This is a genomic window from Martelella radicis (assembly GCF_014196625.1).
GTDB lineage: Bacteria > Pseudomonadota > Alphaproteobacteria > Rhizobiales > Rhizobiaceae > Martelella > Martelella radicis.
This window is the reverse complement of record NZ_JACIDZ010000010.1, coordinates 103,650-117,355: the sequence shown is the minus strand read 5'-3', so window position 1 is coordinate 117,355 and position 13,706 is coordinate 103,650. Positions and strand designations below refer to the sequence as shown.

Genomic DNA, 13,706 nt, shown 5'->3' with positions numbered 1-13,706 from the left:
CTTACCCGCCGCCGAGAATCTGCATAATGGTGCGGCGCTTGCGTTCTGCCGGCTGCGACTGGGCTTCGCCGACATCGGCGGGCGGGGCGGCACTGTTTCCGCCCTCGCCGAGGCGGCCAAGCAGTTCCACCAGTGTTTTCGGCCCGCCATCACCATTCGCCGGCGCTGTCTTCGGCTTGGGTTCGATCAGTCGCCCGCCGCCATAAAGCGGTTCGGGTGTGAGGCCCTTGTGGGCTTCGGCCATGAAATCGTGCCAGATCCTGGCCGGAAGCTTGCCGCCGGTAACATTGCGCATCGGCGAATTGTCGTCATTGCCGACCCAGACGCCGGTGGTGAGATTGGCGGTGAAACCGACGAAGAGCGCATCGCGGGAGGATTGCGTCGTGCCGGTCTTGCCTGCAACCTGCCAGCCGGGGATCTGAGCGGCGCTGCCCGTGCCTTCGGTCACGACCCGCATCAGCATGCCATTCATATTGGCGGCGATCTGTGGCGAGAGCACGCGCGGCTGGCCCGCATGGTCGGCCTGGTAGAGCAGCTTGCCGCCGGTCGTCTCCACCTTCTCGATCACATAGGGCGTTGCCCTGAAGCCGCCATTCATGAAGGCCGTGTAGGCGCCCGTCAGCTCGATCAGCGAGACTTCCGATGTGCCGAGCGCGATCGAGGCATTGGCGGTGATGTCTGACGTGATGCCAAGCCGCTGGGCCATCTCGACAACGCCGCCGGGGCTTGCCTCCATCACCAGTTGCGCGGCAATCGTGTTGACCGAGTGGGCCAGCGCGGTTGTCAGCGTCATCGGGCCGGAATAGGTCTTTTCATAGTTCTCCGGTGTCCAGTTGTCGATGGTGATCGGAGCATCATTGCGGACCGAGCTCGGCCGATCACCGATTTCGAGCGCCGCGGCGTAGACGAAGGGTTTGAAGGCGGAACCCGGCTGGCGTTTTGCGGTCACGGCGCGGTTGAACTGGCTTTTCGAATAATCACGACCGCCGACCAGCGCCCTGACGGCGCCCGTCGCGTCGACGGCGACAAGCGCACCCTGCTCGACCCGATCCTTATCTCCCGAAGCTTGAAGGGCGCCCTGCAGACTTTTCTCCGCATCGTGCTCAAGCCCGGGGTCAATTGTTGTGTGGACGACCACGTCGGCCGTGACCTCGCCGATCAGCGGTTCGAGGCGTCCCATCACCATGTCGGCGACATAGTGTTCCGCGCCCGACCAGTAGCTTGGCGCACGCGTCGGCTCACGCGCCATGGCGGTTGCCATGTCGGCGTCGTCGATCATGTCCTGGTCGTGCATGGCGGCAAGCACGACCTGTGCGCGCGCTTCGGCTGCTTCCGGGTCGCGGGCAGGCGAAAGCCTCGAAGGCGCTTTCAGGAGGCCTGCGAGTAGGGCGGCCTCGCCAAGCGTCACATCGCGCGCGGACTTGTTGAAATAGCGTTGGGAGGCGGCTTCAACGCCATAGGCGCCGGAGCCGAAATAGACCCGGTTCAGATACATGGCCAGGATCTGATCCTTGGAGTATTTGTGCTCCAGCCACAGCGCCATCAGGGCTTCCTGCACCTTGCGCTCCAATGTCTGTGCATGAGAAAGCAGCACGTTCTTGGCGAGCTGCTGCGTCAGCGTCGAGCCGCCCTGCACGACATCGGCATGCTGGATATTGGTCACCATCGCGCGCGCGAGGCCGATCGGATCAACGCCGAAATGGGAATAATAGCGCCGGTCCTCGATGGCGACCACCGCCATTGGAATGAAAGGCGACATTTCGTCGATCGAAAGCGCCTCGCCGCCGGTTGCGCCGCGATTGGCGATCAGCGATCCATCATTGGCGACGATCTTGACGTTTGGCGCACGGTTTGGAACCGCCCATTCGTCGACAGGCGGCAGTTTCGCGCCATAATAGATGACGATGCCTAGAATAACGACGCCGCCCCAGACCGCAGCAACCATGCCCCAATAGAGAATGAAGCGCAGCATGCGCGCGACGAGACCGCGCTCGGGCTTTCGGGCCCGGGCGCTCTTACCCTTTGCTGCGGTTTTCCGTTTGGCGGGCTTTCTGCCTGCCCCAGTGGAGGAACCGCCAAGGGTGGGATCCGTCCTGCTGCGCTTTTTCTTGCTTCCGGCCATGGCGGTGGAGCTGCTCACCTTCCGTCTGTGTGATCAAGACTAGCCCTGCGCTGTTAAGGTCCCGTGAAAGACCACCCCGACGCAATGCCCCCGGCGCAACAGATCAAAAGCAACGTTAACGCAAGCTGAACAATGCGCGGCCTTATTTGGCCAGCGCATCGAGAATGCGGATCCAGGAGCGGATGCCCTTGTGGAAGGAGGTCAGCTCGTATTTTTCGTTGGGCGAATGGATCCGGTCGTCATTCAGTCCGAAGCCGACCAGCAGCGAATCCATGCCGAGTTTCCTCTGGAAGTCGCCGACGATCGGGATCGAGCCGCCCATGCCGATGACAACGGCAGGTTTCGGCCACTCCTCGGAAAGGGCGGTCTGCGCCTTCTTCAGGAAGGGCGCGTTGTAATCCAGGTGGATGGCAGGTGAACCGCCATGGGGGTGGAATTCGACGCTGCAGTCTTCCGGGATCTTGGAACTTACGTAGGCGCGGAAGCTCTCGCGGATCTTGACCGGGTCCTGCGTGCCGACAAGGCGAAAGGAAACCTTTGCCGAGGCCTTTGCCGCGATCACGGTCTTGAAGCCTTCGCCCGTGTAGCCGCCGGTAATGCCGTTGACTTCGGCCGTCGGCCGCGTCCAGGTCAGTTCCAGTACGGAGCGGCCCTTTTCGCCGGAGGGGACCGAAAGGCCGATTTCGCCCAGAAAACGCTGATCGGTCTCGCCAAGCTGTTCCCAGCTTTTCTTCACATCTTCCGGCGTTTCTTCCACGCCGTCATAAAAGCCCGGCAGCGTCACGCGGCCGGTTTCGTCGTGAAGGCCCGCAAGAATATCGGCGAGGATGTGGATGGGGTTGGCTGCCGCACCGCCGAAGAAACCGGAGTGAAGATCCCTGTCGGCAGCCGTGATCACCACCTCGTCGCCGACAAGGCCGCGCAATGTCGCGGCGATCGCAGGCGTCTCGCGGTCCCACATGCCGGTATCGCAGACGAGCGCGAAATCGGCCTTGATCAAGTCGCCATGCTCTTCGATGAAGGCGGGAAGCGACGGCGAGCCGGATTCTTCCTCGCCTTCGAACATCACGGTGATCTTCACCGGAAGTTCGGCATTTTCCTCGCGGTAAGCGCGGCAGGCCTGAAGGAAGGTCATCAACTGACCCTTGTCATCGCTGGTGCCGCGTCCGGTGATGATCTTGCGGCCATTGCCGGCATCGCGGATTTCCGGCGCGAAGGGATCGCTTTCCCAAAGCTCCAGCGGATCGACGGGCTGCACGTCGTAATGGCCGTAGAACAGCACATGCGGCGCGCCTTCCGGCGCGTTCTCCGAGGTGCCGACCACCATCGGGTGACCCTTGGTCGTGTAGGCGGTGGCGGCAAAACCGAGCGTCTTCAGTTCGCCGACCAGCCAGTCGGCCGCCTCGGCGCATTTCTCCCTGTAAGCGGGATCGGTGGAAATCGAGGGGATGCGCAGGAGAGCGAACAGCTTGTCGAGACTGGAGGGCAGGTTGTCGTCGGCGCGCTTCAGGAGCGTTTCAAGTTTTGTCATGGGAAACCTCGGTCGGACACGAAAAATCTGGGCGGACCATAGGCCAAGCCGGGGTGTTTTGGAAATACTCAGATTGCAGGACCGGGTCCGGGGACGGGTTCATCGTGAACAGGTCGGAGATGCGAGGCAACAAAAAAGCCGCCATGGCCTGGAGGGGGGCTGGCCATGGCGGCTGCTTTTAGGGACAAAGGCCGGAGAGGGGGGATGGAGCCTTCGTCCTAATGTCTGACGAGGCGGGGGACGAGCCTCCATCAGGCACCGGCGTTTTTGCGCGCCGTTGATGGTTATTTGTACTTCGAAATGTGTCGATTCAAGGGAAACGCCGACCCAATTCGTTACAAATCGGTAATCTGATTAAATTTCTGTGCTTTTTCCGATGATCCTTCTGTGTCGAACCTCTCGGCGCGGCTGCGAAATCCGGCTTTGCGATGGACCTTTTTTGCCGTCCGGGCTATGCATTCGAGCATGAAAAAAGACGATCACCTTTTCCTTATCGACGGTTCCGGCTTCATCTTCCGGGCCTTCCATGCCCTGCCGCCGCTGACGCGCAAGTCCGACGGCCTGCCGGTCGGCGCCGTGTCCGGCTTCTGCAACATGCTGTGGAAACTGCTCACCTCGGCGCGCGACACCTCGGTTGGCGTGACGCCGACCCATCTCGCGGTGATCTTCGACTTCTCCTCGCAGACCTTCCGCAAGGAGATCTATCCCGAATACAAGGCCCACCGTCCGCCGCCGCCGGAAGATCTGGTGCCGCAGTTCTCGCTGATCCGCGAGGCGACGCGGGCCTTCAACCTGCCCTGTATCGAGATCGAGGGCTATGAGGCCGACGACATCATCGCCACCTATGCGAAGATGGCGGTGGAGGCCGGCGGCGATGCCACCATCATCTCTTCAGACAAGGACCTGATGCAGCTCGTCGGGCCCAATGTGCATATGTATGACGGGATGAAGGACCGGCAAATCGGCGTGCCGGAAGTGATCGACAAATGGGGCGTGCCGCCGGAAAAGATGATCGACCTGCAGGCGCTCACCGGTGATTCGGTCGACAACGTCCCGGGCGTTCCGGGCATCGGTCCGAAGACGGCGGCGACCCTGCTGGAGGAATTCGGCGATCTCGACACTCTTCTGGAAAACGCCGAGGCCATCAAGCAGAAGAAACGTCGCGAAAACATCATCGCCAACAGGGAGCTCGTGCTGGTCTCGCGCAAGCTGGTGACGCTGAAGCGCGATTGCCCGGTGGAGCTGCCGCTCGATGCGCTGGTGCTGGAAGAACAGGACGGGCCGAAGCTCGTTTCCTTCCTCAAGGCCATGGAGTTCAACTCGCTGACGCGGCGCGTGGCCGAGGCGACGGGAGCGGAAGCCGCCGAGATCGAACCGGCGAGCGTCAACGCTGAATGGGGTGAGAAGGCCCACGGGCCGGATCTCGATCCGGGCGAGGCCGTTTCCGGGGAAGGCGAAAAGCCGGCGCAGGACAGCGGAGCCTCCGGGCCCGCCGCGCTCGCCGCCGCCCGTGCCGCCCGCTTTGCCGCGGTGCCGATCGATCGCTCCTCCTATGAGACGATCCGCGATCTCGAAACGCTTGAAGGCTGGATTGCGGCCGCGCGCGATAAAGGGCTCTGCGCCTTCGATACCGAAACCACCTCGCTTGACGCCATGCAGGCCGAACTCGTCGGCTTTTCGCTGGCGCTTCATGACGAAGACCAGCCCGACGCAGCAAAGGCGATCCGCGCGGCCTATGTGCCGCTCGCCCACAAGGCTGGTCAGGATGATCTCCTGGGCGGCGGACTTGCCGAGGGGCAGATCGATTTCGACAAGGCGCTGGCCGCGCTGAAGGGCCTGCTGGAGGACGAGGGCGTGCTGAAGATCGCCCAGAACCTCAAATATGATTATCTGGTGATGCTGCGTCACGGCATTGCGGTGAAGAATTTCGACGACACCATGCTGATCTCCTATGCGCTTGATTCCGGCATGGGCGCGCATGGCATGGATGCGCTTTCCGACCGCTGGCTCGGCCATCAGCCGATTCCCTACAAGGAGGTTGCCGGCTCCGGACGCAGCATGGTGACCTTCGATTACGTCGATATCGACAAGGCGACGGCCTATGCGGCGGAAGATGCCGATGTGACGCTGAGACTGTGGCTGGTGCTGAAGCCCCGCCTTGCGGCCGAGCATGTGGCGACCGTCTATGAGCGGCTGGAACGGCCGCTTCTGCCGGTGCTCTCGCGCATGGAAGAGCGCGGCATCTCCGTCGACCGGCAGATCCTGTCCAGGCTTTCCGGCGAGCTGGCGCAGAAGGCCGCCCGCCTTGAAGACGAGATCTATGAGCTGGCGGGCGAGAAGTTCAATATCGGGTCTCCCAAGCAGCTTGGCGATATTCTGTTCGGCAAGATGGGCCTTCCCGGCGGCAAGAAGACCAAGTCGGGGCAGTGGTCGACCGCCGTTCAGGTGCTTGATGATCTGGCCGCCCAGGACATTCCGCTACCCTCGAAAATCGTCGAATGGCGGCAGACCACCAAGCTGAAATCGACCTATACCGATGCGCTGCCGGGCTATATCCATCCGCAGACCAAGCGCGTGCACACCTCCTATTCGCTGGCCGCGACCACGACCGGACGGCTGGCCTCGTCGGAACCGAACCTGCAGAACATTCCGGTGAGGACCGCGGAGGGGCGCAAGATCCGCACCGCCTTCATCGCCAATCCGGGCCACAAGCTGCTGTCTGCCGATTACAGCCAGATCGAGCTGCGCGTGCTGGCGCATGTGGCGGATATTGCGCAGCTGAAACAGGCCTTTGCCGATGGCATCGACATTCACGCGATGACGGCGTCGGAAATGTTCGGCGTGCCGGTGGAAGGCATGCCGGGCGAGGTGCGCCGGCGCGCCAAGGCGATCAATTTCGGCATCATCTACGGCATTTCCGCCTTTGGTCTCGCCAACCAGCTCGGTATCGAACGCTCCGAGGCGAGCGACTATATCAAGCGCTATTTCGAACGCTTCCCCGGCATCAACGACTATATGGAAGAGACCAAGGCTCAGGCGCGCGACAAGGGCTATGTCGAGACGATCTTCGGCCGTCGCATCCATTATCCGGAGATCAGGTCGTCGAACCACCAGGTCAGAAGCTTCAACGAGCGCGCCGCCATCAACGCGCCGATCCAGGGCTCTGCCGCCGACGTGATCCGCCGCGCCATGATCCGCATCGAGCCGGAACTGGCCGCCGCCGGTCTTGCCGAAAAGACGAAGATGCTGTTGCAGGTGCATGACGAACTGATCTTCGAGGTCGAGGATGAGGCGGTCGATGACGCGACGAAGCTGATCGTCGACGTCATGGAAAACGCCGCCATGCCGGCGGTCTCCATGGCCGTGCCGCTTCAGGTCGATGCCCGCGCCGCCCATAACTGGGACGAGGCGCACTGAGTGGGCCTCACAACGTTGACAGGCTATGTTGCAGGCATCTTGCGTTTGCCCAACCCTCTGTCCGTCACCCCGGACTTGATCCGGGGTCCAGGGCCGTGGAAAGACTTTCGCGCAAAAGGTCTACTCTGGATGGCTCTCGCTCTTTGGCCCTTCATGCCGGCTCAAGGCCGGCATGAAGGAAGTGCCTTCGGGAGACTTTGGTCAACAAACTCTGGCGCACCGCATGCGCTGTCCCGGCTCCGCTTTACAAAAAAGGATATCAGATGAACCCGGCGCTCGCCGCTTATGGCGCTCTTGGAATTGCGATCGTGTGCGAGGTGATCGGCTCGACGCTTCTGCAGAAATCATACGGCTTCACCCGTCTTCTGCCGACGATCGGCGTCGCGGTGTTCTATCTCATCGCCTTTTTCTGCCTGTCGCAGGCGCTGAAGACGATACCGCTCGGCGTTGCCTATGCCATCTGGGCAGGTCTCGGCATCGTGCTGACGGCCGCCGTCAGCGTGCTTGTCCTGCGCCAGAACCTCGATATCGCCGCCTGGGTCGGGATTGCCATGATTGTCGGCGGCGTGGTGGTGATGAACCTCTTCTCAAACGCCGCCGGCCACTGAAGGCTTCAGGCGAGGCTTTGCCTTATCACCCGCACCAGCGCCTCGCCGGCATCTTCCAGCGCGCCTGAATTGTCGATGTTGACGACATCGAAATCGCCGTGGATCGCCGTGGTCGAGCGGGCAAGGCGTTCGAGGATGTCTTCCCGGCTCTCGCGTCCGCGCGCCTGAAGGCGCTCGGCCCTGATTTCCGGCCGCGCCGTGACATTGACCACGGTCATCGCGGCAAAGGCCTCGTCAAACAGCGACAGCGCCGGGCGCGAACCGTTCGCGATGGCGACGCCGCCTGACGCCACGAAGGCGCGGTGTTCCGCGGGGATGCCGTATTCCAGTCCGTGGGCGGCCCAGGTCACGGCAAAACCGCCCGCGTCCTTTACGGCGGCAAAGGCTTCCGGCGTCATCGAGGCATGGTCTTCCGTCGTGCCGTCGCAGGGGCGGGTGATGACCCGGCGGATGAAGCGGACATTCGGATGGCCGGAAAACGTTGTCTTCGCGTAGCCGATCAGGCTGTCCTTGCCTGCCCCGCTCGGGCCGACGACAACGATGATCCTGCCGGCTTTGCCCATGCCTTACGCCACGCGCTTTCCGAGAGAGAAGACGGCGCGCACCACCGGCACGTCCTCGGTGCGTTTGACGCGGACGAGATCGGCGCGCAGTCCCTCGGCGATGCGGCCGCGATCCGCAAGCCCGGCGGCCCTGGCGGGCGTTGCCGTCACCATGGCGATGGCCTGGGGCAGGGAAATGCCGGCCTCTTCATCGCCAGCAAGGATGAAGGGAGCGTGCAGCAGGCTGAAGGGCACATAGTCCGAGGATAGCACATCGAGCACGCCGGCGGCGGCGAGATCGCGCGCGGCGATATTGCCCGAGTGCGACTTGCCGCGCACGACGTTCGGCGCGCCCATCAGCACCGAAAGCCCGGCCGCATGCGAGGCCCTTGCCGCGTCGAAGCTTGTCGGAAACTCGGCAATGCGAACGCCAAGCGCGATGGCCTCATCCACATGGGCCGTCGTTGCGTCGTCATGGCTGGCGATCGAGATGCCGTTCTTTGAACAGTGATCGGCGATCATGCGGCGATGCTTGTCGGCATAGGCCTCGGAGGCCGCCTGCCTGCGGGCGACGAAGCGTTCGAAGGCGTCGTCATCGAGACCGCGCTTCGGCTTGTAATAGCGCCGGTACTGCTGCAGGTCGGCAAATTGCCGCTGGCCCGGCGCGTGGTCCATCATAGAGGCAAGGCGCACATGCGGCTCGTCCTCGAAGGCGGCGAAATGCTCCATGACATTGGCGGCGGAAACCTCGCAGCGCAGATGCAGGAAATGCTGCGCCTTGAGCCGGTCTTCGCGTTCCGCCTGAATGATCGCATCCGCCATGGCCCGCATCTCGCCGGCCTCGAAGCCGTCGGTGTCGTCGGAGCCGAGACGCAGGCAATCGAACACGGTGGTGATGCCGGAGGCGGCGACCTGTGCGTCATGCGCCTGGATTGCGGCAATCTTGTTCCAGCGCACGCCGGGGCGCGGCGCGTAATGGCCTTCCAGGTGGTCGGTATGAAGCTCGACAAGGCCGGGGATCAGCAGGTCGCCGCCGAAATCCTCAGCCTCAGCGACATTGCCTTCGGAAATCTCGGCGATCTTCCCGTCGCGGATCACAAGCGTGCCATCGACGATCCGGTCCTCGGTGACGATCCGGGCATTGGTGAAAACGGTCTCGGCGCTCATGTTTCTGGTTCTTCCACGCCGGAAAGCGGCTGCCAGCGCTTGATGGTAAAGGGCGCGCCGCGCCGCTCCTCGACAAACAGGCCAAGACCGCCGATCTCGAGCGGCTTGCCGGTATAGGGACCGAAGTAATCCTGAACCGCCGTCTCGATCACATGCGCATCCGTGCCGGTCACCGGGCCGGTCAGCGTCATGTGAAAGCGGAATTCGTCGAAGACGTATGGATAGCCCCAGCGAACCATATAATCACGCTGGATCTCGGTCAGCGTTTCCGGCTTGCGCCGCGCAATCTCGTCATTCAGCAACGGCGCGCGCATCGGCTCGAAATGCTCCACCACGTCTGCGGCGAAAGCCTGCAGCTCGTCATATTCGGCTGCCGGAATAAGCGCGTAGAACTTGCCAAGTTGCCCCAGCGTGATCTCGGGGATGCTGAAAGGCTTGCGGTTGCGGCAGAACACATCGAAGGTCGCCTCAAGCGCCGATGGCGAAATGTTCTCCGCCAAACGAAACGGCGCCTTCATGGTGGCGTGAAAGCCATAGCGAGCGGCCGCCGCCGTCACCGCGCTCATCCGTCCGGCAGGAAGCGCGATATTGTCGGGGTAGGGGCGCTCCTCGCCCGAAAAAGCGTCATAGCCCAGCCAGCGGCTGGCGGCGACGGTCAGCGGATCGTCTGCAGGCGGCGTGAAGTAGATGGCGTATCGCAAACCGGTTTCCTTGCACAAAACCTTGTATGTGAATTCGAACGTGACGGGATTCGCCAGCCTTTGCAAGCGGATCGAGCCCTCAAATCAATCAATGCCAAGGCCGGGCCGCGGGTTCCCTTGCAGACATTTCCTGAAAAACAAAAGGGCGATCCGAAGACCGCCCTCAAATTCTGCATAAACGATCGCGGCTCAGTGCGCGCCGGACATGTCGCCGAGGACCTTTTTGTCCGCGACTGTGGAATCGGCGTTGAGCGTGTAGACCATCGGCACGCCGGTGGCGAGGTTGAGCTTCAGGATCTGTTCCTGGGTCAGGCGGTCGAGCACCATGACGAGGGCGCGGAGCGAATTTCCATGGGCGGCGACCAGAACCTTCTCGCCCCGGAGAACACGGGGCAGGATGTCGGTCATGTAATAGGGCCAGACGCGCGCGCCGGTGTCCTTCAGGCTTTCGCCGCCGGGCGGGGGTACGTCATAGGAACGGCGCCAGATATGAACCTGTTCCTCACCCCATTTTTCGCGGGCGTCATCCTTGTTGAGACCGGCGAGATCGCCGTAGTCGCGCTCGTTCAGCGCCTGATCCTTGATGGTTTCGAGATCGCTCTGGCCGACCTGATCGAGGACCAGCTGGCAGGTATGCTGGGCGCGGGTCAAATCGGAGGTGAAGGCGATATCGAACTTGATGCCGGTCTCTGCCAGCGCCTTGCCGCCGGCGGTGGCTTCCTGAACGCCGAGCTCGGTCAGATCAGGGTCCTTCCAGCCGGTGAAAAGGTTCTTCAGATTCCATTCGCTTTGGCCGTGACGCACGAGAACCAGTGTTCCGCTCATGACAGTCTTCCTTCGTCAAATCTTGGGTTAGTGTGTTTTTGAAAGCCCGAGCACGTCGAGCATGGAATATAGCCCTGGCTTCTCAGCCCTGCCCCAAAGGGCTGCCTGAACCGCGCCGCGGGCGAAAATCGAACGATCGGTCGCCTTGTGGGAGAGGCTTACCGTCTCGCCTTCACCGGCAAGGAGAACGGAGTGCTCGCCGACCACGGAGCCGCCGCGCAAAGTGGCAAAGCCGATCGTGCCTTCCTCGCGCGGGCCGGTATGCCCGTCGCGAACCTTCACGGCATTCTCCTTCAGCGAAATGCCGCGGCCTTCAGCCGCTGCCTCGCCCAGAAGAAGGGCCGTGCCGGACGGCGCGTCGACCTTGTGGCGGTGATGCATCTCGAGAACCTCGATATCCCAGCCCTTTGCCGAAAGCGCTGCGGCTGCCTGCTTGACCAGTTCGCCAAGCAGGTTGACGCCCAGTGACATGTTTCCTGACTTGATGATACGGGCATGGCGCGCGGCCGCCTTGATCTGGGTCTCGTCATCCTCCGAAAAACCCGTTGTGCCGATGACATGGACGATGCGCGCCTGGGCGGCGAGCCCGGCATATTCGACCGATGCAGCCGGAACGGTGAAGTCGAGCACGCCTTCCGCATCGACAAACGCCTTCAGCGGATCGTCGGTCACCGGAACCCCAAGCGTGCCGACGCCGGCGAGTTCCCCGGCGTCCTTGCCCAGAACAGGGCTCTCCGGGCGGTCGATGGCGGCATGCAGCACCGCGCCCTCGGTTTCGCTGATCACGCGGATGAGGGTCTGTCCCATCCGTCCGCTGGCGCCCACGACGACGAGTTTCATTGCCGGACTGGTCATGCTTCTTCCTGGTATTGCTTCAGATCGGGTATTCGCGACACAGCGCGTCGCGAAAGCAGTGAGACCTTATTGGAAGCGCATGAGGAAGAAAAGAGCCTGACGTAGCGGCGGCGCTCCGTTTCGAAACGCCGCGTCCGTCAGGCCGGCAACTAGATGTGCTTCAGAAAAGAAAGGTCAGCATCCTCGAAATCGGTCGAGCGGCTCACGCCTTCCCATGCCTCGGCCTCCCTGCGGCGCTTGTCCTCGGCCTTCTTCAGGAGTTCCACAGCATCGCTGCCGAGCAGAAGGTGCTCGGGCACATCGTCCCGTTCGGCCAGATCGAGGATGACGCCGGCGATCCTGTCCGGACTGCCGATCTCGTTGCCGATAACCTTTTCGAGAACAGCCTGCATCGCGCCCATGGCGGGTTCGTAGTCTTTCCAGAGTCTCGGCGCATCGCCACGGGCGATCTGGCCCCATTCGGTGCGCATGCCGCCGGGTTCGATCGAAACCGTCCTGATGCCGAGATGGCTTGTTTCCCTGGCGATGATCTCGGAGAAGCCGCTGACGGCCCATTTCGCCGACTGATAGGCGGACATGCCCGGGCCGGTCATGCGCCCGCCGACCGAGGAAATGTTGATGATGTTGCCGGACCGCTGCGTCCGCATCACGGGAAGGGCGGCGCGGGTCATGTTGACCACGCCGAAGAAATTGGTTTCGATCTGGGCGCGGAAATGGTCCGGATCAGTCTGTTCGAACGGCGCGAAATGCCCGAAACCGGCATTGTTGATCAGAACATCGAGCCGGCCAAACGTATCGACGGCGAAATCGACCGCCGCCTGTGCTGCGGCAGGGTCGGTGACATCCAGCGCAAATGGGGCGACCTGATCGCCAAACTCTGCGGCGAGCGGTGCGAGTTGACCGGGGTTGCGTGCCGTCGCCACCAGACGGTCGCCGGCTTCCAGTACGGCCTTTGCAATGTGAAGCCCGAGACCGCGGGCGCTACCGGTAATGAGCCAGACTTTAGACATTTCTTTCTCCTTGTAAATGAGTGAGTAGGCACTCAAAATCTGCGATAATTTCAAGGGGGCTTTTGCCCCTTTCGTAGTGGTCAGTCGGCCTTGCTGCCGGCGCTGGTGTCAGCTTCGGCGTGGAGCCTGGTGGGGTTGATCGGCTGGGCTGCGAGCGGCGAGCATTATTGTTCGCGGCCCAGGTCCGCCAGCCCGGCCATGCCGCCCCAGAACACGGCAAAGCCGCGCTCCTTCAAGGCTTCGCTCTGGCTCGGATCATAGGCAATGGCGTCGAATGTGGCTTCGGCGATCGCGTTCATGATCAGGCCGGCATAGCGGATGCTGGCGCCTTCGCCCGCTTGCTGGGCGAGCGCGCGGGAAAGCATGGCGGCGGCCTTGTCGAACAGACGTTCGCCTTCGGCGCGGATCGCGTCCGGCACCTGGCTGGAAATCTTGAGGCGCTTCAGCGTGCGCCATTGCTGAGGATTGGCGGCGCCCCAGTCAATCAGCCTGTTCCAGAACTGCCGCATGTCCTCGCGCGCGCAGTCGCCGGGGAGTGGATCGGTGAGCAATGCGGCGGCCAGTGCGCCTTCAAGTTCCAGAAGCAGGGCGCCCAGCAGCTCTTCCTTGGTCGAGAAATAGGTGAAGACCGTGCCTTCTGCCACGCCGGCCTTTCTCGCAATCTTGGCCGTCGACGCGCCGGTGCCGGAGGTCGCGACCAACGCGGTCGCGGCCTTCAGGATGGCGGCTCTCTTTTCTTCGCTGGCGGGGCGGGCCATGTCAGATCCAGTTTATGATTGAGTAGTCACTCATTAATATGGGTGGAAACGTGCAGTCCGCAAGAGGTCTTGAGGAAAATTCGCGGAGAACTTCTCCGGACATGTGGTCGGCAACAAGTCCGGCCGCGACGGCAAGCGCAGCCGGGAAACGTCGGAACATGCGGCGGGCA

General features: G+C 62.5%; 11 protein-coding genes. 2 read left to right on the top strand and 9 right to left on the bottom strand.

The genetic code is table 11. From position 1 onward, the window contains the following. Position 1 precedes the first annotated feature (1 nt). Together GGR30_RS15115 and GGR30_RS15110 are read right to left on the bottom strand one after the other, a co-directional pair. The gene (locus GGR30_RS15115) at positions 2-2,122 is read right to left on the bottom strand and encodes a transglycosylase domain-containing protein (protein WP_183487914.1); all 2,121 of its coding nucleotides are present in this window, start codon (positions 2,120-2,122) and stop codon (positions 2-4) included. A gap of 142 nt (positions 2,123-2,264) precedes the next feature. Beyond that, entirely contained in the window at positions 2,265-3,725 is a 1,461-nt protein-coding gene (locus GGR30_RS15110) for a M20/M25/M40 family metallo-hydrolase (RefSeq protein ID WP_425488361.1), read from the bottom strand. A 393-nt stretch (positions 3,726-4,118) separates the two neighbouring features. Here GGR30_RS15110 and polA point away from each other — a divergent pair, with 393 nt between their 5' ends. Continuing rightward, on the top strand, positions 4,119-7,070 hold the full coding sequence (gene polA / locus GGR30_RS15105) for a DNA polymerase I (RefSeq protein ID WP_183487745.1): 2,952 nt from the start codon (positions 4,119-4,121) through the stop codon (positions 7,068-7,070). A 263-nt stretch (positions 7,071-7,333) separates the two neighbouring features. Further along, complete coding sequence (locus tag GGR30_RS15100) at positions 7,334-7,678, top strand: DMT family transporter (RefSeq protein ID WP_024708387.1); 345 nt, start codon at positions 7,334-7,336, stop codon at positions 7,676-7,678. A 5-nt stretch (positions 7,679-7,683) separates the two neighbouring features. Here GGR30_RS15100 and phnN read toward each other — a convergent pair whose 3' ends face one another. The 7 genes from phnN to GGR30_RS15065 form a co-directional block, all read right to left on the bottom strand. Continuing rightward, positions 7,684-8,241: a phosphonate metabolism protein/1,5-bisphosphokinase (PRPP-forming) PhnN gene (gene phnN, locus GGR30_RS15095; protein ID WP_183487743.1), complete on the bottom strand. Its 558-nt coding sequence runs from the start codon at positions 8,239-8,241 to the stop codon at positions 7,684-7,686. Between the two features lie 3 nt (positions 8,242-8,244). Continuing rightward, entirely contained in the window at positions 8,245-9,387 is a 1,143-nt protein-coding gene (locus GGR30_RS15090; protein ID WP_183487741.1) for an alpha-D-ribose 1-methylphosphonate 5-triphosphate diphosphatase, read from the bottom strand. Continuing rightward, positions 9,384-10,088, bottom strand: coding sequence for a DUF1045 domain-containing protein (locus GGR30_RS15085; RefSeq protein WP_183487739.1), 705 nt, complete (start codon positions 10,086-10,088; stop codon positions 9,384-9,386). The genes GGR30_RS15090 and GGR30_RS15085 overlap by 4 nt, the downstream gene beginning before the upstream one ends. 189 nt (positions 10,089-10,277) lie before the next feature. Then, the gene (locus GGR30_RS15080) at positions 10,278-10,913 is read right to left on the bottom strand and encodes a 2,3-bisphosphoglycerate-dependent phosphoglycerate mutase (RefSeq protein ID WP_183487737.1); all 636 of its coding nucleotides are present in this window, start codon (positions 10,911-10,913) and stop codon (positions 10,278-10,280) included. 27 nt (positions 10,914-10,940) lie between these two features. Continuing rightward, entirely contained in the window at positions 10,941-11,768 is an 828-nt protein-coding gene (gene dapB / locus GGR30_RS15075; protein WP_183487735.1) for a 4-hydroxy-tetrahydrodipicolinate reductase, read from the bottom strand. A gap of 149 nt (positions 11,769-11,917) precedes the next feature. After that, a complete protein-coding gene (locus GGR30_RS15070) occupies positions 11,918-12,778 on the bottom strand; it encodes an SDR family NAD(P)-dependent oxidoreductase (protein WP_183487733.1) in 861 nt (286 codons plus the stop codon). 164 nt (positions 12,779-12,942) lie between these two features. Then, positions 12,943-13,536 carry a TetR/AcrR family transcriptional regulator gene (locus GGR30_RS15065; protein ID WP_183487731.1) on the bottom strand — a complete coding sequence of 198 codons (594 nt, stop codon included), beginning with the start codon at positions 13,534-13,536 and terminating at the stop codon, positions 12,943-12,945. Positions 13,537-13,706: the final 170 nt, after the last annotated feature.

Excerpts from the sequence above, each read along its gene's own strand:
- GGR30_RS15070 (WP_183487733.1), bottom strand. The coding sequence starts at position 12,778 with ATGTCTAAAGTCTGGCTCATTACCGGTAGCGCCCGCGGTCTCGGGCTT.
- GGR30_RS15080 (WP_183487737.1), bottom strand. The coding sequence starts at position 10,913 with ATGAGCGGAACACTGGTTCTCGTGCGTCACGGCCAAAGCGAATGGAAT.
- phnN (WP_183487743.1), bottom strand. The coding sequence starts at position 8,241 with ATGGGCAAAGCCGGCAGGATCATCGTTGTCGTCGGCCCGAGCGGGGCA.
- GGR30_RS15115 (WP_183487914.1), bottom strand. The coding sequence starts at position 2,122 with ATGGCCGGAAGCAAGAAAAAGCGCAGCAGGACGGATCCCACCCTTGGC.
- GGR30_RS15065 (WP_183487731.1), bottom strand. The coding sequence starts at position 13,536 with ATGGCCCGCCCCGCCAGCGAAGAAAAGAGAGCCGCCATCCTGAAGGCC.
- dapB (WP_183487735.1), bottom strand. The coding sequence starts at position 11,768 with ATGACCAGTCCGGCAATGAAACTCGTCGTCGTGGGCGCCAGCGGACGG.
- GGR30_RS15100 (WP_024708387.1), top strand. The coding sequence starts at position 7,334 with ATGAACCCGGCGCTCGCCGCTTATGGCGCTCTTGGAATTGCGATCGTG.
- GGR30_RS15090 (WP_183487741.1), bottom strand. The coding sequence starts at position 9,387 with ATGAGCGCCGAGACCGTTTTCACCAATGCCCGGATCGTCACCGAGGAC.
- polA (WP_183487745.1), top strand. The coding sequence starts at position 4,119 with ATGAAAAAAGACGATCACCTTTTCCTTATCGACGGTTCCGGCTTCATC.